The organism is Burkholderiales bacterium (assembly GCA_015075645.1).
In the GTDB taxonomy this organism is placed as follows: Bacteria; Pseudomonadota; Gammaproteobacteria; order Burkholderiales; family Casimicrobiaceae; genus VBCG01.
Genome location: JABTUF010000010.1, coordinates 1 through 21,621 on the forward strand (window position 1 = coordinate 1; position 21,621 = coordinate 21,621).

The following is a 21,621-nucleotide window of genomic DNA, read 5'->3' on the forward strand; positions in this document are numbered from 1 at the left end:
AGGGCAGCGGCTGGTACGCCACGGATTTCAGGAATTCGGGCAAGAGCGGGTCGGCGGCCGGCGGGACATCCGACGCGAAGGGCGAATCGAAATCCGACGCGAAGACCGACGCAAAGACCGAATCGAAGCCCGGGTCGAAATCGGAATCCGGAACGGAATCCGGATCGGCGTCGAAATCCGGCGCGGATTCGGGGTCGGCGGGCAAGGGCACCACGTCCGTCTCGACCCCCTGAGGCGCCGGCCCGCGGCGGCTGACCCCGGCCCGCCGGTCCGGGCCTCCGTCGGGGCGCGGCGCCTGCTGCGCCCCAGCAACTCCCCGACAAGCGAGCGACGCGCGTGAAAAAATACCTCATCACCGGCCTGCTGATCTGGATCCCGCTCGTCATCACGATCTGGGTGCTGAAGCTGGTCGTCGACACGCTCGACCAGTCGCTGCTGCTCTTGCCGCAGGAGTTCCGCACCGAGGCCTGGCTGGGCATCCACATTCCCGGCATGGGCGTGATCATGACGCTGGTCATCGTCTTCCTGACCGGCCTGTTCGCGACCAACCTGATCGGCGCGCGCCTGGTGCAGTTATGGCATTTCGTCCTGAACCGCATCCCGGTCGTGAGTTCGGTCTACTCGAGCGTCAAGCAGATCTCCGACACGCTGTTTTCCTCGAGTGGTCAGGCATTCCGCAAGGCGCTGCTGGTGCAATGGCCGCGCGAGGGCATGTGGACCATCGCATTCCTCACCGGCGTCCCCGGCGGCGACGTGAGCAACCATCTGAAGGGCGATTACGTGAGCCTGTACGTGCCCACGACGCCGAACCCGACCGGCGGCTACTTCCTGATGCTGCCGCGCTCGCGCATCCGCGAACTCGACATGACGGTGGACGAGGCGCTCAAGTACATCATCTCGATGGGCGTCGTGGGGCCGAAGGGCAACGGGACGCCTCCGCCCGAGTCGGCGCCACCGCGTCCCGCGGACGCAGGCCGCCCCGTCGCCTCCCGAAATTGACCGGACCGGCGCGACGCGAGGCGTTCCCGCCGGGGCCGCCTCGCGCGCGGCCGGTCCGCCCCCGCACCCGATCCCGACGAAACGACACCGGAGTTCCGACGTGAAACGCACCGACTACTGCGGCCGCATCGACCGCCGCTTTCTCGCCCAGGCCGTGACGATCGCCGGCTGGGTCCACCGCCGCCGCGACCACGGCGGCGTCATCTTCGTCGATCTGCGCGACCGCGAGGGACTCGTGCAGGTCGTCTGCGACCCCGACCGCGCCGCGACCTTCGCGACCGCCGAGAAGCTCCGCAACGAGTTCTGCGTGCGCGTGACCGGCCTCGTGCGCGCGCGGCCCGAAGGCACCGTCAACCCGAACCTCGTGTCCGGCGAGATCGAGGTGCTCGCGCACGAGATCGAGATCCTGAACGCGTCGGCCACGCCGCCCTTCCAACTCGACGACGACAACCTCTCCGAGACGGTCCGCCTCGAGCACCGCGTGCTCGACCTGCGGCGGCCGGCGATGCAGAGGAACCTGATGGTCCGTTACAAGGCGGCGATGTCGGCGCGCCGGTATCTCGACGAACAGGGCTTCGTCGACATCGAGACGCCGTTCCTCTACAAGTCGACGCCGGAGGGCGCGCGCGAGTTCCTCGTGCCCTCGCGCATCCACCACGGCCAGTTCTACGCGCTGCCGCAGTCGCCGCAGCTCTTCAAGCAGATGCTGATGATCGCGGGCTTCGACCGCTACTACCAGGTCGTCAAGTGCTTCCGCGACGAGGACCTGCGTGCCGACCGGCAGCCCGAGTTCACGCAGATCGACATCGAGACCTCGTTCCTCGACGAGGACGAGATCCGTCCGATCATGGAGGACCTGGTGCGCCGGATGTTCCGCGACGCGCTGGGCGAGGAGCTGCCGCACCCGTTCCCGGTGATGAGCTTCGCCGACGCGATGCGCGACTACGGTTCGGACAAGCCGGACCTCCGCGTTCCCCTCGTGCTCACCGAACTCACCGACCTCATGAAAGGCGTCGACTTCAAGGTGTTCCGCGGCGCCGCGGATCTCGCGAACGGCCGCGTCGCCGCGCTTCGCGTCCCCGGCGGCGGCGCGCTCACGCGCAAGGAGATCGACGATTACACGGCGTTCGTCGCGATCTACGGCGCGAAGGGGCTCGCCTACATCAAGGTGAACGACGCCTCGAAGCCGAACGAAGCGGGCCTGCAGTCCCCGATCGTGAAGTTCCTGCCCGAGGCGGTGTTGCGCGAAGTCCTCGGAAGGACCGGCGCGAAGGACGGCGACCTCGTCTTCTTCGGCGCGGACAGGGCGAAGGTGGTGAACGACGCGCTCGGCGCGCTCCGCGCGAAGATCGGGCACGACCGCGGCCTCGCCGAAGGCCGCTGGAAGCCGCTGTGGGTCGTCGATTTCCCGATGTTCGAGCAGGACGACGAGACCGGGGCGTGGGCGGCGCGCCACCATCCGTTCACCGCACCGAAGGACGGCCACGAGAACCGCTTCCAGGACGATCCGGCCGGAGCCCTCTCCAAGGCCTACGACGTCGTGCTGAACGGCTGGGAGATCGGCGGCGGCTCGGTGCGCATCCACCGGCCCGAGGTGCAGGCGAAGGTATTCGAGGCGTTGCGGATCAGCCCGGAGGACCAGCGGCGCAAGTTCGGATTCCTGCTCGACGCGCTCGCGCACGGCGCGCCGCCGCACGGCGGGATCGCGTTCGGCCTCGACCGCATCGCGACCCTGATGTGCGGCGCCGAATCGATCCGCGAGGTGATCGCGTTCCCGAAGACACAGCGCGGGCAGGACCTTCTGGTCGACGCGCCTTCGGCCGCGACCGAGCAGCAACTGCGCGATCTGCACATCGAGGTCCGGCCCTCCGACGCGATCAAACCGTAGGTTCCGGCACGCTCCGGGGCAGCGCGTGCGCTACACTTTCCGCATGGCGCCCCGTTCGCTGCTGCGCGGGTCCTCCGCGGCCGCTTTCGCGGCGCTGGCGGTCGTCGTCCTGGCGACCTCCGCCTGCGCGCGGACCTCGGACGGCACCGTATCCAGGGCCGCGCTGCCGAAGGAGGCGCGCGACACGCTGGCGAACGTCCGGCGCGGTCCGCCGTTTCCCTACGAGCGCGACGGGATCGCGTTCGGCAATCGCGAGCGCCTGCTGCCCGCCGAGCCCCGCGACTACTACCGCGAATACACGGTGCGCACGCCCGGCGAGCGCACGCGCGGCGCGAGACGCATCGTGTGCGGCGGCAAGCCCACCGAGCCCGATGCCTGCTGGTATTCGGACGACCACTACCAGTCGTTCCGGAAGATCGTCGAATGAAGGCGCCTGATCTCGCCCGGGTCGAGGACTGCGGACTGCGCGACTGGAAAGGTGCGGTCGAGCCGCTCGAGGCCGCCGCCGTCCACGCCGGGCTCGCTTTCGCGGCGGTCGACCTCGCGAAGGCGAAGGACAAGGCGACGCTCTTCGCCGAACTCGACCGTGCGCTCGCGTTGCCCGAACACTTCGGCCACAACTGGGATGCGCTCGCCGACGTCCTCGAGGACCGCGACTGGCTCGGCAAGCGCGGCCGCGCCGTCGTGCTGGTGCACGCGGTCGCCCACCGCAAGGACCATCCGACCGACGCTCGCATGCTCGTCGAGATCCTGGGAGAGGCCAGCGAGTTCTGGCAGGAGCGCCACGTCCCGTTCTGGGTCTTCGTCGTTGGCTGATCGCCCGCTCCCCTCGTCGGGCACCGCCCCGGCACCCGCCGCTCGCGCCGAGCGAGCGCCGGACGCCCGGGGCAGCAAACAACCCGTTTCGACGCTGGTGCTCGTTTACACGCCGAGCCTCGAGGTGCTGCTGCTCGAACGCGCGGATTTTCCCGGCTACTGGCAGTCGGTGACCGGCAGCCGGGAGGACGCCGAGACGCTCGAAGCGACGGCGACGCGCGAACTCGCCGAGGAGACCGGCATCGACGCCGCGGCGTTCGGCGGCGTCAGCGACTGGCACATGACCAACGTCTTCGAGATCTACCCGAAATGGCGCGCGCGCTTCGCCCCCGGCGTCACGCACAATGCGGAGCACGTCTACGCGCTCGGCGTGCCGGGTCCGGTGCCGGTGCGACTCCAACCGCGCGAGCATCTGGCGCACGCGTGGCTGCCGTGGCGGACGGCCGCGGAGCGCGTGTTCTCGTGGTCCAACCGCGCCGCGATCCTGGCGTTGCCGTCGCGCGCATCGAGGAGTGATCGATGAATCGACGCAACATCGCCCTGAAGACGCTCGCCTTCCTGTGCGTCGTTCCCGCCGCGGTCACGCACGCGCAGGACGGGCAGCCGGCCCCGGTCCCGGTGGTGACCGTCAGCGCCTCGTCGACGACGACCGTACCCAACGACCGGCTGCACGCGTGGCTGCGCGCGGAGGCCGAGAACCCGAGCGCGGCCGCCGCCGCCGCCGAGGTGAACGCCCGCGTCGCGCGGGTGCTCGCGAAGCTGAAAGCGCTGCCCGACGCGCAGGTTTCGACATCCGGATACACGTCGCAGCAGGTGGTCGAGAAGGGCAAGCCCGCGCGCTGGCGCATCGTGCAGACCATCAAGGTCGAGGGCCGCGACTTCGCGGCGATCGGCGACGCGGTCGCGCGCGTGCAGGCCGAGGACGGCGCGCTGCTGTCGGGCATCTCGTTCGGCGTTTCGGACGAACTTCGGCGCCGCACGCAGGACGCGATCACCGAGCAGGCGATCGCCGCGTGGCGCGCGCGCGCGCAGGCGGCGGCGCACGGCTTCGGCATCGCGGGATGGCGGGCCGGCCGCATCACGATCCAGGCCGGCGACCCGGTGCGGCCGTATCCGATGATGGCCCGCGGTGACATGGCGATGGCGGCGGCCGCGCCGGCGCCGGTGCCGCTCGAAGCCGGAACGACCGAGGTGAGCGTCTCGGTCAGCGGCGAGGCGATCCTCGACGGCGCGCGGGCGGCGGGACGCTGAACCCGGGGCAGCTTCCGGGCTCCGACGCCTCCGGCAGCACATTGGAAAGGGCGCACCGCTTGCGCGGCGCGCCCTGCTTGCGATACGACACCGACCGGTCCCTGGTCGAACTCTGCCGCGCCCGAAGGGCCGCCCCGTGGTCGAACCGCGGGCGCCGTGCCCCCTTGGGGGGAAGCGCGCTCGCGCGCGCTTCGGGGGGACGTCAGCCCGCCGGCGCGGCGGCCTTCTGCGCGTCCTCTTCCGCGGCCGCCTTCATCGACAGGCGCACTCGGCCCTTGTCGTCGGCCTCGATGACCTTGACCCGGATGACCTGGCCTTCCTTCAGGTAGTCGGAGACCTGGTTCACCCGCTCCTTCGCGATCTGCGAGATGTGCAGCAGGCCGTCCTTGCCCGGGATCAGCTGCACGATCGCGCCGAAGTCGAGCAGCCGCAGCACCGGGCCCTCGTAGATCTTGCCGACCTCGACCTCGGCCGTGATCTGCTCGATGCGCGCGCGCGCCGTGTTGCACGCGTCCGCGTTGACCGACGCGATCGTCACCGTGCCGTCGTCCTGGATGTCGATCGTGCAGCCGGTCTCCTCGGTCAGCGCGCGGATGACGCTGCCGCCCTTGCCGATGACGTCGCGGATCTTCTCCGGGTTGATCTTGAACGTGAACATGCGCGGCGCGTGCTGCGAGATCTCGGTGCGCGCGTGCGGCAGCGCCTGCTGCATGATGCCGAGGATGTGCATCCGGCCCTCGCGCGCCTGCGAGAGCGCGACCGCCATGATCTCCTTCGTGATGCCCTGGATCTTGATGTCCATCTGCAGGGCGGTCACGCCGCGGTCGGTGCCCGCGACCTTGAAGTCCATGTCGCCCAGGTGGTCCTCGTCGCCGAGGATGTCGGTCAGCACCGCGAAACGGTTGCCCTCCTTGATGAGGCCCATCGCGATGCCGGCGACGTGCGCCTTGGTCGGCACGCCCGCGTCCATCATCGCGAGGCTGCCGCCGCACACCGAGGCCATCGACGAGCTGCCGTTGCTCTCGGTGATCTCGGAGACGAGGCGCATCGAGTAGGCGAACTCCTCGGCCGAGGGCATCACGGCGGCCAGCGCGCGCTTCGCGAGGCGACCATGGCCGATCTCGCGCCGCTTCGGGCTGCCGACGCGGCCGGTCTCGCCGGTCGCGTAGGGCGGCATGTTGTAGTGGAGCATGAAGCGCTCGCGGTACTCGCCCATCAGCGCGTCGACGATCTGCTCGTCGCGCGCGGTGCCGAGCGTCGCGACGACGAGCGCCTGCGTCTCGCCGCGCGTGAACAGCGCGGAGCCGTGCGTGCGCGGCAGGACGCCGGTGCGGATCGCGATCGGACGCACGGTGCGCGTGTCGCGGCCGTCGATGCGCGGCTCGCCGGCGAGGATCTGCTGGCGGACCGTCTTCGCCTCGAGTTCGAACATCAGGTCGCCGACGGTGCGGCGCTCGTCGGGCGTCGCCTCGGGCGAGAGCACCTCGGAGTCGACCTTCGCCGCGATCTCCTTGAGCCGCTGCGAGCGCTGCTGCTTGCTGCGCATCTGGTAGGCGGCGCGGATGTCGGCCCCGATCGCCGCCTCGACCTTCGCGACCAGCGCCTCGTCGCGCGCGGGCGGCGTGAAGTCCCACATCGGCTTGCCGGCCTCCTCGACGATCGCGTGGATCAGGTCGATGACCGCCTGCTGTTGCTGGTGGCCGAACACGACCGCGCCCAGCATCACCTCCTCGCTGAGTTCCTTCGCCTCGGACTCGACCATCAGCACGGCCGCCTCGGTGCCGGCCACCACGAGGTCGAGCGCTCCGGTGGCGAGTTCGGTCTTGGTCGGGTTGAGCACGTACTGGCCGTCGATCCAGCCCACGCGCGCGGCGCCGATCGGGCCGTTGAACGGAATGCCCGAGAGCGCGAGCGCGGCCGAGGCGCCGATCATGGCCGGAATGTCGGGATCGACTTCCGGATTGACCGAGACCACGGTGGCGATGATCTGCACGTCGTTGTAGAAGCCGTCCGGGAACAGCGGCCGGATCGGCCGGTCGATGAGACGCGAGGTCAGCGTCTCCTTCTCCGATGGGCGCCCCTCGCGACGGAAGAAGCCGCCGGGGATCTTGCCCGCGGCGAAGGTCTTCTCCTGGTAGTCGACGGTCAGCGGGAAGAAGTTCTGGCCCGGCTTCGGCGACTTCGCGGCCACCGCGGTCACGAGGACGACCGAGTCGTCGAGGCTCACGAGCGCGGCGCCGCCCGCCTGACGGGCGATCTCGCCGGTTTCGATGGTGAGCGTGTGGCGGCCGTATTGGATCGATTTCTTGACGTGCTTGAACATGGATGGGGTCCCGAAACGACGATGGCCGCGTACCGCGCGGCCATCGAGGGTGAAAACTCAGCTCGCGGCGAACGGTCGCCGCAGCGTGGCGTCGGCAGCGATGCGCACCGGCGTGAAGCCTGCCGCGCTCACTTGCGCAGCCCGAGCTTCTCGATCAACGTCTTGTAGCCGTCGGCGTTCCGGCGCTTCAGGTAGTCGAGGAGCTTGCGCCGGCGCGACACCATGCGCAGCAGCCCGCGGCGCGAATGGTGGTCCTTGACGTGGTCCTTGAAATGATCGGTGAGCCCGTTGATGCGGGCGGTGAGGAGCGCGATCTGGACTTCGGGAGAACCGGTGTCGCCCTTGGCGCGCTGGTTCTCCGCGATGACCTTCGCCTTGTCGGCGGTGGTGACGGACATGGTTTCGATCCTGACTTAAGGGCCCTCGGCGGGCCGTGGACAATTCGTGCAGCCGGCCCGGGCAGGATCCCAGGCGCGACGCCCGTACGGGGTGGTGCACTCCCCGCCCGGGCGGCGCCAATGCGCGTTTGTGCCCAAGCGGCGGAATCGTGGATTCTAGCACGAAAACTACTGGAATTTCAACCACTCACGCACCCGGCACCAGCACGCGGGCCGGGTGCGCCCAGCCCGAGCGCACGTCAGCGAGACCGAGGAGCGTCGAGCCGGCGAAGACCGCCACCCGCCCGTCGGAAGCGCGGGGTGCGGGCGCAGCGCCACCGTGGCTGAACCGTGCCGCGTCGGGACCCTGCAGGTCGACGCGCGGCAGCGAACCGACCAGCACGTCGGGGGGAAGCAGCAGTGTGTCGCGCTCCGCCTCCGTCATCGCCTCGAGTCGTTCGAGCGCGACCGCCGAGGAGACGGCGAATCCGCCGGTCGCCGTGCGGCGCAGCGCAGCCAGATGGGCGCACGAGTCCGCCGCGTCGCCCAGGTCCTCGGCGAGCACCCGGATGTAGGTGCCCTTGCTGCATGCGACCTCGACGGTGAGATCGGGAGACTGCCAATCGCGGATCGCGAACGCGTGGATCACGACCTCGCGCGCGGTCCGCGGGACTTCGACGCCGGCGCGGGTCCAGTCGTAGTAGGCGCGTCCCTGGTGCTTGAGGGCGGCGTGCCTCGGCGGCGTCTGGCGGATCGTGCCGGTGAAACGGGGCAGCAGCGCGTCGATCACCGCCCGATCCTGCGGCACCCCCGCCGTGCGCACGATCGCGCCTTCCGCGTCGCCGGTGTCGGTGGCCGCGCCGAAACGCACGACCGCCTCGTAGCGCTTGGGAGCGTCGAGCAGCGCGTGGGCGAGCTTCGTCGCCTCGCCGAACGCGATCGGCAACAGGCCGGTGGCGAGCGGGTCGAGCGTGCCGGTGTGGCCCGCCTTCTGCGCGCGGTAGAGGCGCTTCGCGCATTGCAGCGCCGCGTTCGACGTGAGCCCGGCGGGCTTGTCGACGAGCAGGACGCCGTCGACGCGACGGCGTGGAACGCGCGCCGTCACGAGCCGCGCTTGCGGTCCTCGGCGAGCGCGCGGTCGATGAGCCGCGAGAGCTCCATCCCCGCCTCGATCGAGTCGTCGTAGACGAACGCGAGCTGCGGCACCGTGTAGAGGGAGAGCCGGCGCGCGAGTTCGCTGCGCAGGAATCCGGCGGTGCGGGAGAGTGCGGCGACCGTCTCGGCGGCGTGGTCGCGGCCGGCGAGATCGGTCACGAGCACCTTCGCGTGCGACAGGTCGGACGTGACCTCGACATGCGTCACCGTCACGCGGCCGACGCGCGGGTCCTTGACCTCGTCGCGCAGGAGCGCCATCAGCTCGCGCTGGATCTCGTCGCCGATGCGGGCGGAGCGGGGCGTGCGGCGTTTCGACATGGCAGGCGAGGCGCGGGGCCGGTCCGGGCGCCCGGCCGGCTCCCCGCGGCAAGCGTCAGAGCGTGCGCGTCACCTCGACGATCTCGTAGCTCTCGAGCTGGTCGGCCTTCTGGATGTCGTTGTAGCCGCGCACCGACAGGCCGCACTCGAAGCCCGCCTTGACCTCGCGCACGTCGTCCTTGAAGCGCTTGAGCGAATCGAGCTCTCCGTCGTGGATCACGACGTTGTCGCGCAGCACACGGATCTTCGAGCCGCGGCGCACGAGGCCCTCGACGACCATGCAGCCCGCGACGGTGCCGACCTTGCTGATGCGGAAGACCTCGCGGACCTCGATCAGTCCGAGCCGGTTCTCCTTCTGCTCCGGCGCAAGCATTCCCGAGAGCGCCGCCTTCACGTCGTCGACCGCGTCGTAGATGATGTCGTAGTAGCGGATCTGGACCCCCGCGCCCTCGGCGAGCTTGCGCGCCTGCGCATCCGCGCGGACATTGAACCCGACGATCACCGCCTTCGAGGCGAGCGCGAGATTGATGTCCGACTCGGTGATGCCGCCGACGCCCGCGTGCACGATGCTGACCTTCACCTCGTCGGTCGAGAGCTTGGTCAGCGCCTGCGACAGGCCCTCGTAGCTGCCCTGCACGTCCGCCTTGATGATGAGCGGCAGCGTCTTCGCGGCGCCCTCGCCCATCTGGTCGAACATGTTCTCGAGCTTCGCGGCCTGCTGCTTCGCGAGCTTGACGTCGCGGAACTTGCCCTGGCGGAACAGCGCGATCTCGCGCGCCTTGCGCTCGTCGCCGAGCGCGATCACGTCCTCGCCGGCGAGCGGCACGTCCGACAGGCCCTGGATCTCGACCGGGATCGCCGGCCCGGCCTCGGTCACCGGCTTGCCGTTCTCGTCGGTCATCGCGCGCACGCGGCCGAACACCGCTCCCGCAAGCACGACGTCGCCGCGCTTCAGCGTGCCGGCGTGCACCAGCACCGTCGCGACCGGGCCGCGGCCCTTGTCGAGCCGCGATTCGATGACGATGCCGCGCGCCGGCGCGTTCTTCGGCGCCTTCAACTCCAGCACCTCGGCCTGCAGCAGGATCGCGTCGAGCAGCGCGTCGATCCCCTGCCCGGTCTTCGCCGACACCGGGATGAACTGGACGTCGCCGCCGAACTCCTCCGGCACGACGCTCTCGGCGACGAGTTCCTGCTTGACGCGCTCGGGATTGGCGTCGCCCTTGTCGATCTTGTTGATCGCGACGACCAGCGGCACGTTGCCCGCCTTCGCGTGGGCGATCGCCTCGCGCGTCTGCGGCATCACGCCGTCGTCGGCCGCGACGACCAGCACGACGATGTCCGTCACCTTCGCGCCCCGCGCGCGCATCGCCGTGAACGCCTCGTGGCCGGGCGTGTCGAGGAAGGTCACCACGCCCTTCGCCGTCTCCACGTGGTAGGCGCCGATGTGCTGCGTGATGCCGCCGGCCTCGCCGGAAGCCACGCGCGCGCGGCGGATCATGTCGAGGAGCGAGGTCTTGCCGTGGTCGACATGGCCCATGACGGTGACGACCGGCGGACGCGGTTCGGCGTCGACCACCTCGCCCTGCTGCGACTCGGCGAGCAGCGCGTCCGGATCGTCGAGCTTCGCGGCCGTCGCCTTGTGCCCCATCTCGGCCGCGACGATCAGCGCGGTCTCCTGGTCGAGCACCTGGTTGATCGTCACCATCATGCCCATCTTCATGAGCACCTTGATGAGTTCGGCGGCCTTGACCGACATCCGGTGCGCGAGATCCGCGACCGTGATCGTCTCGGGCACCGCGATCTCGCGGACGACCGGCGCCGCGGGCGCGGCGCCCTCGCCACCGTCCTCGTCGCGATGGCGCGCGCCGACCTTGGGCTGGCGCCAGCCGGCGCCCGCCGGCGTCGCCGCCGCGTCGCCGCCGCGAAGCTTCAGCGCGCGCTTGCGCGCGGCCTCCTCGGAGAACACCGGTCCGGTCGACTTCTTCGCCGGCTTGTCGCGCCGATCGCCGGGCTTGCCGGCCGGACGGTGCAGCGTGCCTTCCTTCTTCACCGTCGCCGGCGCCTTCGCCTTCGCCTCGGCTTCCGCGGCGGCCTTCGCCGCGGCTTCCGCCGCGACCCGCGCCGCTTCCTCGGCCTTCGCCTTGCGACGCTCGGCCTCCTCCTGCTTGCGCTTCAGGTCCTCCTGCTGGCGCGCGAACAGCGCCTGCTGCTTCTTCGACTCGGCCTCGCGCGCTGCGATCTCCGCGGCGGAGAGCACCGAGGTGGGCGCGAGCGGCGCCACCGCCGGCGGCGGAGCGGCGGCTTCCGGCTCCGGCTCGGCCTCGGGCGCGGGCGCCTCGACCACCGGCTCGACCACCACCGGCGCCTCGACCGGCGCGACCTCGGCGACCGGAACCTCCTCGGCGACCGGCGGCGACGCCTCCTCGACCGCGGGCCCGGCCTCGTTCTCGTCGCGGCGCACCAGCACGCGCTTCTTGCGCACCTCGACCTGGATCGTGCGCGCCTTGCCCGACGCGTCGGGAGCGCGGATCTCGGAGGTCTGCTTGCGCGTGAGCGTAATGCGCTTCTTGGGCTCGCCGGCGGCGCCGTGCTGCTTGCGCAGGTAGTCGAGCAGGCGCGTCTTGTCCTGCTCGGTCAGGTTGTCGCCGGCTCGCTTCGCCGAGACGCCCGCGGCGGCGAGCTGCTCGATGAGCGCGCCCGCCGGCATCTTGAGCTCCGTGGCGAATTGTTCGATCGTCGTCTGGGCCATCCTTGCCTCCTCGCCGTCGCGCCTCTCAGTGCGCGGTCGCGGCGCTCGCCGCGTCGGCAGGCGTGTCGAACCAGTGCGCGCGCGCCTTCATGATCAGCGCCTGCGCCCGTGCCTCGTCGATGCCGGTGATCTCGACCAGTTCGTCGCCGGCGAGGTCGGCCAGCCCGTCGCGGGTCGTGATGCCCGCTGCGGCGAGCTTCGACGCGATCTCGGTGTCCATGCCCTCGAGCGACAGGAGCGCCTCGTCGACGTTCTCGACGCTCTCCTCGCGCACGATCGCCTCGGTCAGGAGCGCGTTGCGGGCGCGGCTGCGAAGCTCGTTCACCGTGTCCTCGTCGAACGCCTCGATCTCCATCATCTCCTGCATCGGGACGTAGGCGACCTCCTCCAGCGTCGTGAACCCCTCGGCCACGAGGATGTCGGCGACCTCCTCGTCGACGTCGAGCTTCTCCATGAACTGGGCGCGCACGCGCGTGGTCTCCTCCTCGCGCTTGCTCTGCGACTCCTCGACGCTCATCAGGTTCAGGTGCCAGCCGGTGAGCTCCGAGGCGAGCCGCACGTTCTGGCCCAGCCGCCCGATCGCGATCGCGAGATTCTCCTCGTCGACGACGACGTCCATCGAGTGCTTGTCCTCGTCGACGACGATGCTCTGCACCTCTGCGGGCGCGAGCGCGTTCACGACGAGCTTCGCCGGGTCGTCGGACCACAGCACGATGTCGACGCGCTCGCCGGCGAGCTCGTTGGTCACCGCGGTCACGCGCGAGCCGCGCATGCCGATGCAGGTGCCCTGCGGGTCGAGGCGCGGGTCGTTCGACTTGACCGCGATCTTCGCCCGGATGCCGGGGTCGCGCGCGGCCGCCTTGATCTCGATGAGACCCTCCTCGATCTCGGGCACTTCGAGCTCGAACAGGCGGGCGATGAACTCCGGCGCGACGCGCGAGAGGATGAGCTGCGGGCCCTTCGCGACGCGGTCGATCTTCATCACGTAGGCGCGCACGCGATCGCCGACGCGCAGCATCTCCTTCTGGATCATCTGGTCGCGCGGGATCACGCCCTCGATGCGCCCCGACTCGACGATCGCGTTGCCGCGCTCGATGCGCTTCACCGTCCCGGTCAGCAGGTTGTCCTCGCGTTCGAGGAAGTCGTTCAGGATCTGCTCGCGCTCGGCGTCGCGGATCTTCTGCAGGATGACCTGCTTCGCGGCCTGCGCGCCGATGCGACCGACCGCCATCGCCTCCAGCGGCTCTTCGACGACGTCGCCCAGCTGCAGGTTCTCGCCCCGCTCCGGCGCGTCGGTGATCGCGATCTGGCGCGACGGCTCCTCGTGCTCCTCGTCGGGCACCACCGTCCAGCGGCGGAACGCCGAGTACTCGCCGGTTTCCCGGTCGATCGCGACGCGCACGTCGACGTCGTTCGGGAACTGCTTCTTGGTCGCGGACGCGAGCGCCATCTCGAGCGCGAGGAACACCGTCTCCTTCGGGACGTTCTTCTCCCGCGACAGCGCATCCACCAGCAGCAACACTTCCTTCCCGCTGTTCATCGTCCTTTTCTCCATTCGATCTTCGGCACCAGCCGCGCGCGCTCGATGCCGTCGAGCGGCACGCGCACCGTCCCGGCGTCCGTTTCCACGAGCGCGTCGGCGCCGTCGAGTCCCGCCAGCACCCCGCGGAGCTTGCGGCTGCCGTTGCGCTTCTCGCGCAGGACGAGGCTCGCCTCGTGGCCGCGGAATCGCTCGTAGTCCGCCGCCGTCTTGAGCGGCCGGTCGAGCCCCGGCGAACTCACTTCCAGCCGGTCGTAGTCGACGTTCTCGACCGCGAAGAGCCGCGTCAGGTGCTGCGAGAGCTTCGCGCAATCCTCGACGTCGACCCCCCCCGCCTTGTCGATGAACACGCGCACGAGCCGGCCCTTGGGAGAGCTCTCCCAGTCCACCAGCTCGTACCCCAGCGGGGGCACGGTGCGCGCGAGCAGTTCGGCCAGGTTCGTCGCCATGCGTGAGGATCCTGCGCCGGCAAAAAAAAATGGGCTGTGCCCAGCCCATTTCTCCCGCCAACGGGGGCAGATTCTACCCCAAAACCGGCCTGTTGGACAGTACTGCGGCACTCCGGTCGGGCGGTCACCCGTCCCGAAACCGGCATTGCTACACTCGCGGTCGACTCCCCGACCCGAGAGGTTCCCATGGCCGACCCGCTGGTCGTCGCGAAAGCCGGCGACACCGAGCTTGCGATCCTGCCCGCGATGTCCAACCGGCACGGGCTCATCACCGGCGCCACCGGCACCGGCAAGACCATCTCGCTGCAGGTCCTGGCCGAGCACTTCTCGCGCATCGGCGTGCCGACGTTCATGGCCGACGTGAAGGGCGACCTGACCGGGATCGCCTTCCCCGGTTCCCTGTCGCCCAAGCTCGAGGATCGGCTGGACAAGCTCGGGCTCCCGGAGCCCACCTGGGGGGAGTCGCCGGTCACGCTGTGGGACGTCTGGGGCGAGCAGGGCCACCCGGTCCGCACCACGGTCTCGGACATGGGGCCGCTCCTGTTCGCCCGCCTGCTCAACCTGAACGAAACCCAGGAAGGCGTCCTCGCGCTCACCTTCAAGGTCGCCGACGACGGCAAGCTGCCGCTGCTCGATCTCAAGGACCTGCGCGCGGTGCTCCAGTACGTCGGGGACAACGCGGCGCAGATCAAGACGCAGTACGGCAACGTCTCGCCCGCCTCGATCGGGGCGATCCAGCGCGGACTGCTGCAACTCGAGGAACAGGGCGGCGACAAGTTCTTCGGCGAGCCGATGCTGAACGTCGACGACCTGATCCAGACCGATGCGAAGGGTCGGGGCCTCGTCAACATCATCGCCGCCGACAAGCTGATGACGGCGCCGCGCCTGTACGCGAGCTTCCTCCTGTGGCTCCTCGCCGACCTCTACGAGAACCTGCCGGAAGTCGGCGACCGCGACAAGCCGAAGCTCGTGTTCTTCTTCGACGAGGCGCACCTCCTGTTCGCCGAGGCGCCGCCCGCGCTGCAGGACAAGATCGAGCAGGTCGTGCGGCTCATCCGCAGCAAGGGCGTCGGCGTGTTCTTCGTCACCCAGAATCCGCTCGACGTGCCCGACAAGGTGCTGGGCCAGCTCGGCAACCGTATCCAGCATGCGCTCCGCGCGTTCACGCCACGCGACCAGAAGGCGGTCAAGTCGGTCGCCGACACGATGCGGCCGAATCCGAAGCTCGACATCGGCAAGGCGATCCTCGAACTCGCGACCGGCGAAGCGCTGGTGTCGTTCCTCGACGCCAAGGGTTCGCCCGGCGTCACCGAGCGCGCGTGGATGTTCGCGCCCGGCTCGCGCATCGGCCCGATCACCGCCGACGAGCGCGCGAAGTTGATCGCCGGCTCGGTCGTCGCCGGCACCTACGACCGGGCCGTCGATCGCGAATCGGCCTACGAGATGCTGAAGGCGCGCATGGGCACCGCCGCGGGCACACCCGCCGCGGGCGAAGCACCGGTCGGGCAGCCCGCGTCCCCCCCGGCGGGCGGTGGCGTCCTCGGCGGACTCTCCGACATCCTGTTCGGCTCGACCGGACCGCGCGGCGGGCGGCGCGACGGCATGGTCGACCTGGTCGCGAAGAGCGCCGCGCGCACGATGGGCTCGTCGATCGCGCGCGAGATCACGCGCGGCGTGCTGGGCTCGCTCCTCGGGGGGGGCCGCAAGCGATGACGCGCGCGATGCGGCTTGCACTCGCATTCGTCGCCGCCGCAACGTTCGCGGCCTGCGGCAGTCCGTCGCGCGAGCCGCTGCCCATCACGCCGCCCGCGGAGGTCGCGAACGCGCCGGTCGCGCGCATTCCCGTTCCGCCCGCGACCGCGCCCGCCGCCGAGCCGGGCGCTTCCGCACAGTCGAGCGCGAGCCCCGCGAACTCGAAGCTCGACCCGGCGACCTTCCCCGCCGGAGCGATCTATGTGTGCGCGAGCGGTCCGGCAACGCAGGTCACGCTGACCGCGATCGCGTTCGACCCGAAGGTCGGCTCGCTCTGCCGCCGCCATCCCGAGATGGGCCCCTGCCAGTACGAACGCAGCATTTGCCGCAAGAGCGGCGGGAAGGTCTATGCGGCCGACGGCACCGAGATCACGATGGCGACCGAGGCCGAGTACGACAGGAAGGTCATGCGGGTGCGCTTCCAGGCGAAGTAGAACGCCCGGCGCGGCGGCGGGACGGCGCGCTTCGCCTCGCGGACGTGTCAGGGCGGCGCAGACGGCTCCGGCGCCCCGCGCGACGCTAACCGACGTACTCGCGCAGGAACGCGAGCGTGCGCTCGCGGGCGAGCGCCGCGGCCTGCGGATGGTGGCTTCCGCGGTGGTCGCAGTTGAAGCCGTGATTCGCCGCGTAGATCTCGACTTTCGCGGCCGGATGCGCGGCGGCGAACTTCCGCACGCCCTCGACGGGAATGTGCGGATCCTGCTCGCCGAAATGGGCGAGCACCGGACAGCGCGGCTTCTCGCCGACCGCTTCCAGCATCCCGCCGCCGTAATACGGGATCGCGCACGCGAAGCCCGTGAGCCGCGCGGCGCTCATCCACGCCACGTAGCCGCCCCAGCAATACCCGACGATCCCGACCTTGCCGGCGGCGGCGGCGACGTCTCGCGCCGCCGCCACGTCGGCGAGCGCGGACTCGATCGGCGAGCGCGCCTTGAAATCGCGGCCCTGCGCGACGTCGTCTCCGGTGTAGCCGAGTTCGACGCCGGGCCGGATGCGGTCGAACAGCGCCGGCGCGATCGCGAGGTAGCCATCGGCGGCAAAGCCGTCGCACACGGCCCGGATGTGGCGGTTGACGCCGAAGATCTCCTGGACGACCACGAGCCCTCCGCGCGGCTTGGCCGAGGGTTCCGAGCGCCACGCAGCGATGCGCGCGCCGTCCGCTGCGGCGAGTTCGACCCAGTGACCCATGGCGCACCGACCTTCCGTTGCCTCGACCGGTGAGACGATAGGCCATCCGGCGCCCCGGGGCAAACCCTGCCCGACTGCGCCCCACCCGCCGCACACGGCGAGCCGGACTTGCGCTATAAGCCTGCGATCGAGGTCTCGAGACGACCGGCCGAACGGAATGACGAGGATGTCTGCCTGGCATTCGGAATCGCGATCCACCCGGGGGCACGCACGCTGGGACATCGACCTCCGTCCGCTCATCGACGCGCCGACCGGCCGGGTGTGGCGCGAGCACAGCGACGCGGTCAACGGCGCGATCGTCGACCGCTGGCTGCCGCGCGGCGGCGGCCGCGCACTCAAGACCGACCTCTTCGACGAGGCGATGGGCGCGGGGCTCGATGGGCTGCTCGCCTCGCGCGGGCTCGACGTGTTCGCGATCGACGTCGCTCCTTCGGTGCTGCGCGCGGCTCGCGCCGGTCATGGCGCGCTCCACGCCGTCGCGGCGGACGTGCGACGCCTGCCGTTCGCCGACGAGGTCTTCGACGTCGTCGTGTCGAACTCCACGCTCGATCATTTCGCGACGCGCGGCGAGATCCTGGTCGCCCTGCGCGGGCTTCACAGGACGATGAGATCCGGCGCGCACCTCGTCATCACGATGGACAACCTGCGGCATCCCGGCGTGGCGCTGCGCAATGCGCTGCCGCATCGGCTGCTGAAGCGGCTCGGGCTCGTCGACTATCCCGCGGGCGCCACCGTCGGCCCGCGCGGACTCTCGCGCATGCTTCGCGACGCCCGTTTCGACGTGCTCGAATCCGCCGCAGTCTTGCACTGCCCGCGGGCGCTCGCGGTCCGGCGCGCGCGCGCGGTCGAGCGCCGGGACTCGCCGGCCAGCCGCGTCCAGTTGCTGAAGCGGCTCGCGCGCTGGGAGGGGCTCGCCCGGGCGCCCACGCGCTTTCTCACCGGGCACTACGTCGCGATGCTCGCGAGGAAGCCATGACTGCCCGTGCCGGCCGGTCGATGCCCGAACCCGATCGGCGCCGAAGCGCGCGAGATCGGCGTTCCGCCCGATGAGGTCCTACTACCCCAGCGGCAGCGCCTGGAAGCGCGCGCTCGGCTCGCTGCGGCACGAGCGCCCGCGCACGTTCGCGATGAAGCTCATCGCCGAACTCGGCTACCGGCGTACCGCACTGCTCGAACGTCCCCTCGACGAGCCGATCCCCGATGGTCCGAAGGTCGACGGCGTCGAGTTCGCGCAGATCGGCGCGGACCGCCTCGACGAGTACCTCGCGTACCGCACGGGCAGCGAGCGCGACGCCGTGGCCGCGCTCTTCGCCGACGGCGCGCAATGCCACGTGCTGCGACGCCATGGGGAGATCGTCTCGTCGTGTTGGGCCACCGAGCATCCGCGCCCGTCGAACTACATCCGCATGGCGGTTCCGATGGAACCGGGCGACGTCTACATGACCGACGCCTGGACGCACGCGGACCACCGCGGGCACGCCTACGCGCACATCCTGTGCCTGCACCAGCTCAGGGTCTTTCGCGACCGGGGCTGCCGGCGCGCGATCCGCCTCACCATTCCCGAGAACGTGTCGGCGCTCCGCGCGCACGCGAAGAGCGGCTTCCGCCCGGTGGCGATCGTCGGCTCGGTGCGCGTGGGACCGTGGCAGCGGTCGTTCCGGCGGCCGTGGCGGAGCGGACCGCTGTGACGGTCGCGCCGGTGCGATCGCGCGGAACTCCGCTGACCGCGTGGCTGCGGCCGCTCGCCGACCTGTACCTGCCGGTCACGATGTTGCGTGGGTGCGCGCGCGAGACCGGCGAAGCCGCGTCGGTGGTCGTCGCGGGGGCATTGCCGCGGGTCGGGTGGATCGTCGAGCACTTCTTCGCCGCGCCGCCCGCGCGCGAGCCGCTCGGCCACGTACCCGCGTGGCGGCTCGCGCGGACGATGCGGCGGCACGGCGCATCCGCCGATCTCGCGATTGCCCGTGTCGCGCGCACCTCGGCCCGCGCACTGGGATTCGACGACGACTGGCTGCCGGTGCCCGACTGGGTGGGAACGCGCCTCGTCGCACCTTTCGACCTCGAGGCGATCGCGCGGCGGAACCACAGCCTCGCGGACGACTTCCGCAAGCTGCGACGATCGTCGTGGTCCGCCGAGATCTCCCGGCAGGCGGGAGATCTCGCCGCGTTCCATCGCGACTACTATCTTCCGCTCCTCCTGCAACGTCATCGCGAGGACGCCATGGTCAAGAGCGCGCGGCGAATGCGCCGCCCGTTCCGGCGCGGCGGCATCCTCTGGATCGTGCGAGGCGAAGAGCGCATCGCCGGCATGCTGTTCGACCTGCGCCATCGTGTCGTCGACGCCGTGGCGCTGGGCGTGCGGCAGGGCGACCAGGCGCTGGTCCGGGAAGGGGCCATCGCCGCTTGCTACGCGCAACTCGTCGAGCACGCGCGGGCCAAGGGCTGCCTCGCAGTCGACCTGCGCGGCAGCCGGCCCTCGCCGCTCGACGGCGTCACGCGCTACAAGCGCAAGTGGGGCGCGGAACTCTACGATCGCATCGACGTCGTGGCGACGACGCTCGTCCATTGGAACCGGCTCACCCCGGCGGTCTCGTCGCTGCTCCAGCGCCTGCCGCTCATCTTCCGCGACGACGGCGGCCTTTCGGTGGTCGGTGTCGCCGCAACCGCAACCGACCTCGGGCCCATGCGAATGCCGGGGCTGGGCCGGACCATCCTCGCCACGAGTGTGGGCCGCCCCGCGCACCCGAGTGCAGGCGGCGACGCGGCGACCACCCCGCCGGACGACGGCGCGAGCCCGCGCGCCCTGCTCGCCGCTGCGCGGTCCGGGTCGATCTGAGGGTCGCTGCCTTGTGCGGCATCGCCGGCGTCGCGTTCAGCGATCCTCTGCGTCAGGTCGATCGCGTCGGGCTTCGCCGGATGACCGCGAGCCTGCGTCATCGGGGCCCGGACGGCGAAGGCTTCCACGGCGGGCCCGGCGTCGGACTCGGATTCCGGCGCCTCGCCATCGTCGATCTCGCCACCGGCGACCAGCCGATCTTCAACGAAGACCGGAGCGTCGCGGTGGTCTGCAACGGCGAAATCTACAACCATGCCCGGCTTCGCGCGCGGTTGTCGGCCGCCGGCCATCGTTTCGCCACCGCCTCCGACGTCGAGGTGATCGTCCACCTCTACGAGGAGGCCGGCGACGCGTTCGTCGACGCGCTGCACGGGATGTTCGCCCTCGCGATCTGGGACGCGAAACGCTCGCGCCTGCTCCTGGCGCGCGACCGGTTCGGCATCAAGCCGCTCCACTACGCCATCGCGCGAGACGCGCTCCTGTTCGGCTCCGAGCAGAAGGCGATCCTGGCGTCGGACGAAATCGACGTCGAGCCCGACTTCGTTGCGATGCGCCAGTTGCTCACGCACGGGCGCGTACGATCGCCGCGCACGCTCGTCGCGGCGATCCGCTCGCTGCCTGCAGGCCACCTGCTGTCGTGGTCGTCCGGGCGCGTGGAGAGGCGGCGGTACTGGGATGCGGCGTTCCCCGCGCGCGACGCCTACGACCATCGTCGCACGGCGGAGGACTGGTCAGTCGAGTTGCGCGATCGGCTCGAAGCGGCCGTGCGTTCGCACCTGCAGGGCGAGGTTCCGATCGGCGCGTGGCTGTCCGGCGGCATCGACTCGAGCGCCGTCGCCGCGCTGGCGTCGCGCTTCGTGGACGGGCGCATGCCGACGTTCACGATGCGCGTCGACGATCCGCGCGACGACGAACTCGCCGGCGCGCGGGCGCTCGACGCGTGGCCTGAGTACCGGCTCGACGGACATGCCGTCGTCACCGGTGCCGCCGACTTCGCTTCGATGCCCGACGCCGTCCGCGCGAGCGAAGGCTCGATCCTCGCGACCACCGGCATCGGACAGCATCGCGTGGCGCGCGCGTCCTCGGCGCGGGTGAAGGTCGTGCTGACCGGCGAAGGCTCCGACGAGACGCTCGGCGGCTATTCGTGGTACCCGACGCTCCGTCGGCTCGCGCCGGTGTTCCTGCTGCCGCGAACCCTCCGCCGCGCGCTGTCGCGCGTGCCCGCCGTCGCGCATCGCTGGCCGGGGGCCGCGTACACGATCGCCGGTCCGCGCGAGATGGGACTCGAGCGCTACTCGCGCAGCGTCAGCCACCTGCCTTCGCAGCGCATCGCCGAGCGGATCGTGTCGCCGGAAGCGGCTGCCGCGATGCAACGGCGCGAGGCCGTGGACGCGGGCGAGCCGCCGCTGCCGCATGACTTCGAGCGCTGGCATCCGTTCGCGCAGATGCAGTACCTCGACCTCAAGCACCGGCTCGGCGAAGGCGTGATCGTGAGCCTCGACCGCGCGTCGATGGCCCACTCGATCGAGGCACGCGTGCCGTTCCTCGACCACGAGCTGGTCGAGTTCTGCGCGCGCATTCCTCCGCGCGTGAAGCTGCGCGGCGGCATCGAGAAGCGCGTGCTGCGCGACGCGATGGCGGGCGTGCTGCCGCGCGAGATCGCGACCCGGCCCAAGTTCGCGATGCGGGTGCCGGTCGAACGTTGGCTGCGCGGCCCGCTGCCGGAGTTCGCGCGCGAGGCGCTTTCCGCGTCCTCGCTGCGGGCGTCCGGCTACTTCGTTCCCGAAGCGGTCGACGACATGGTCGCGCGCCACCGCGCCGGAGTCGAGGACTGCGGCCAGGCCATCTCGGCGGTGCTGACGATCGAACTGTGGGATCGCCTGTTCCGCACGTCGCGCGCCTGGGGGGCCGCCTGAAGCACTACCGTCTCCGCGACGTGCCGCATCTGTCCCTGTCGCCCCTCGGCCGGGCCCGGATCCG

The 21,621-nt window shown here is 70.7% G+C and carries 21 protein-coding genes; 12 read left to right on the forward strand and 9 right to left on the reverse strand.

The window, feature by feature from the left end; all coding sequences use genetic code 11:
• A partial coding sequence (locus HS109_20315; protein ID MBE7524692.1) for a hypothetical protein occupies positions 1 to 214 on the reverse strand: 214 nt, incomplete at its 3' end.
• A gap of 122 nt (positions 215 to 336) precedes the next feature.
• Between HS109_20315 and HS109_20320 the strand changes: the two genes are divergently transcribed.
• The 6 genes from HS109_20320 to HS109_20345 all read left to right on the forward strand — a co-directional run bounded on the left by HS109_20320 (position 337) and on the right by HS109_20345 (position 4,954).
• Entirely contained in the window at positions 337 to 999 is a 663-nt protein-coding gene (locus HS109_20320; GenBank protein MBE7524693.1) for a DUF502 domain-containing protein, read from the forward strand.
• A gap of 100 nt (positions 1,000 to 1,099) precedes the next feature.
• Positions 1,100 to 2,887 carry an aspartate--tRNA ligase gene (aspS, locus tag HS109_20325; GenBank protein MBE7524694.1) on the forward strand — a complete coding sequence of 596 codons (1,788 nt, stop codon included), beginning with the start codon at positions 1,100 to 1,102 and terminating at the stop codon, positions 2,885 to 2,887.
• A gap of 43 nt (positions 2,888 to 2,930) precedes the next feature.
• The gene (locus HS109_20330) at positions 2,931 to 3,314 is read left to right on the forward strand and encodes a ribonuclease (protein ID MBE7524695.1); all 384 of its coding nucleotides are present in this window, start codon (positions 2,931 to 2,933) and stop codon (positions 3,312 to 3,314) included.
• Positions 3,311 to 3,703, forward strand: a complete 393-nt coding sequence (locus tag HS109_20335; protein ID MBE7524696.1) for a barstar family protein — start codon at positions 3,311 to 3,313, stop codon at positions 3,701 to 3,703. Before HS109_20330 ends, HS109_20335 begins: the two co-directional genes overlap by 4 nt.
• Complete coding sequence (gene nudB / locus HS109_20340) at positions 3,696 to 4,226, forward strand: dihydroneopterin triphosphate diphosphatase (GenBank protein ID MBE7524697.1); 531 nt, start codon at positions 3,696 to 3,698, stop codon at positions 4,224 to 4,226. The genes HS109_20335 and nudB overlap by 8 nt, the downstream gene beginning before the upstream one ends.
• Positions 4,223 to 4,954 carry an SIMPL domain-containing protein gene (locus HS109_20345; GenBank protein ID MBE7524698.1) on the forward strand — a complete coding sequence of 244 codons (732 nt, stop codon included), beginning with the start codon at positions 4,223 to 4,225 and terminating at the stop codon, positions 4,952 to 4,954. Before nudB ends, HS109_20345 begins: the two co-directional genes overlap by 4 nt.
• A gap of 202 nt (positions 4,955 to 5,156) precedes the next feature.
• Here HS109_20345 and pnp read toward each other — a convergent pair whose 3' ends face one another.
• From pnp to rimP, 7 genes are all read right to left on the reverse strand, one after another.
• Positions 5,157 to 7,277, reverse strand: a complete 2,121-nt coding sequence (pnp, locus tag HS109_20350; protein ID MBE7524699.1) for a polyribonucleotide nucleotidyltransferase — start codon at positions 7,275 to 7,277, stop codon at positions 5,157 to 5,159.
• Positions 7,278 to 7,405: 128 nt separating this feature from the next.
• Positions 7,406 to 7,675 (reverse strand): 30S ribosomal protein S15, encoded by a 270-nt coding sequence (rpsO, locus tag HS109_20355; GenBank protein MBE7524700.1) that lies wholly within the window; start codon positions 7,673 to 7,675, stop codon positions 7,406 to 7,408.
• A gap of 187 nt (positions 7,676 to 7,862) precedes the next feature.
• Complete coding sequence (truB, locus tag HS109_20360) at positions 7,863 to 8,759, reverse strand: tRNA pseudouridine(55) synthase TruB (GenBank protein ID MBE7524701.1); 897 nt, start codon at positions 8,757 to 8,759, stop codon at positions 7,863 to 7,865.
• Positions 8,756 to 9,127 (reverse strand): 30S ribosome-binding factor RbfA, encoded by a 372-nt coding sequence (rbfA, locus tag HS109_20365; GenBank protein MBE7524702.1) that lies wholly within the window; start codon positions 9,125 to 9,127, stop codon positions 8,756 to 8,758. The genes truB and rbfA overlap by 4 nt, the downstream gene beginning before the upstream one ends.
• Positions 9,128 to 9,182: 55 nt before the next feature.
• Positions 9,183 to 11,876, reverse strand: coding sequence for a translation initiation factor IF-2 (gene infB / locus HS109_20370; GenBank protein MBE7524703.1), 2,694 nt, complete (start codon positions 11,874 to 11,876; stop codon positions 9,183 to 9,185).
• A gap of 25 nt (positions 11,877 to 11,901) precedes the next feature.
• Positions 11,902 to 13,416: a transcription termination/antitermination protein NusA gene (gene nusA / locus HS109_20375; protein ID MBE7524704.1), complete on the reverse strand. Its 1,515-nt coding sequence runs from the start codon at positions 13,414 to 13,416 to the stop codon at positions 11,902 to 11,904.
• A complete protein-coding gene (gene rimP / locus HS109_20380) occupies positions 13,413 to 13,865 on the reverse strand; it encodes a ribosome maturation factor RimP (GenBank protein ID MBE7524705.1) in 453 nt (150 codons plus the stop codon). Before rimP ends, nusA begins: the two co-directional genes overlap by 4 nt.
• Positions 13,866 to 14,051: 186 nt before the next feature.
• On the opposite strand from rimP, the gene HS109_20385 reads away from it, so the two are divergent.
• Positions 14,052 to 15,578: a DUF853 family protein gene (locus tag HS109_20385; GenBank protein MBE7524706.1), complete on the forward strand. Its 1,527-nt coding sequence runs from the start codon at positions 14,052 to 14,054 to the stop codon at positions 15,576 to 15,578.
• A gap of 8 nt (positions 15,579 to 15,586) precedes the next feature.
• Positions 15,587 to 16,051: a hypothetical protein gene (locus tag HS109_20390; protein ID MBE7524707.1), complete on the forward strand. Its 465-nt coding sequence runs from the start codon at positions 15,587 to 15,589 to the stop codon at positions 16,049 to 16,051.
• 85 nt (positions 16,052 to 16,136) lie between these two features.
• Here HS109_20390 and HS109_20395 read toward each other — a convergent pair whose 3' ends face one another.
• Positions 16,137 to 16,805, reverse strand: a complete 669-nt coding sequence (locus HS109_20395) for a dienelactone hydrolase family protein (GenBank protein MBE7524708.1) — start codon at positions 16,803 to 16,805, stop codon at positions 16,137 to 16,139.
• A 166-nt stretch (positions 16,806 to 16,971) separates the two neighbouring features.
• Between HS109_20395 and HS109_20400 the strand changes: the two genes are divergently transcribed.
• From HS109_20400 to asnB, 4 genes are all read left to right on the forward strand, one after another.
• Complete coding sequence (locus HS109_20400) at positions 16,972 to 17,781, forward strand: class I SAM-dependent methyltransferase (GenBank protein MBE7524709.1); 810 nt, start codon at positions 16,972 to 16,974, stop codon at positions 17,779 to 17,781.
• 70 nt (positions 17,782 to 17,851) lie between these two features.
• Positions 17,852 to 18,493, forward strand: coding sequence for a GNAT family N-acetyltransferase (locus HS109_20405; protein MBE7524710.1), 642 nt, complete (start codon positions 17,852 to 17,854; stop codon positions 18,491 to 18,493).
• 11 nt (positions 18,494 to 18,504) lie between these two features.
• A complete protein-coding gene (locus HS109_20410; GenBank protein ID MBE7524711.1) occupies positions 18,505 to 19,641 on the forward strand; it encodes a hypothetical protein in 1,137 nt (378 codons plus the stop codon).
• An 11-nt stretch (positions 19,642 to 19,652) separates the two neighbouring features.
• Positions 19,653 to 21,557, forward strand: a complete 1,905-nt coding sequence (gene asnB, locus HS109_20415; GenBank protein MBE7524712.1) for an asparagine synthase (glutamine-hydrolyzing) — start codon at positions 19,653 to 19,655, stop codon at positions 21,555 to 21,557.
• Positions 21,558 to 21,621: the final 64 nt, after the last annotated feature.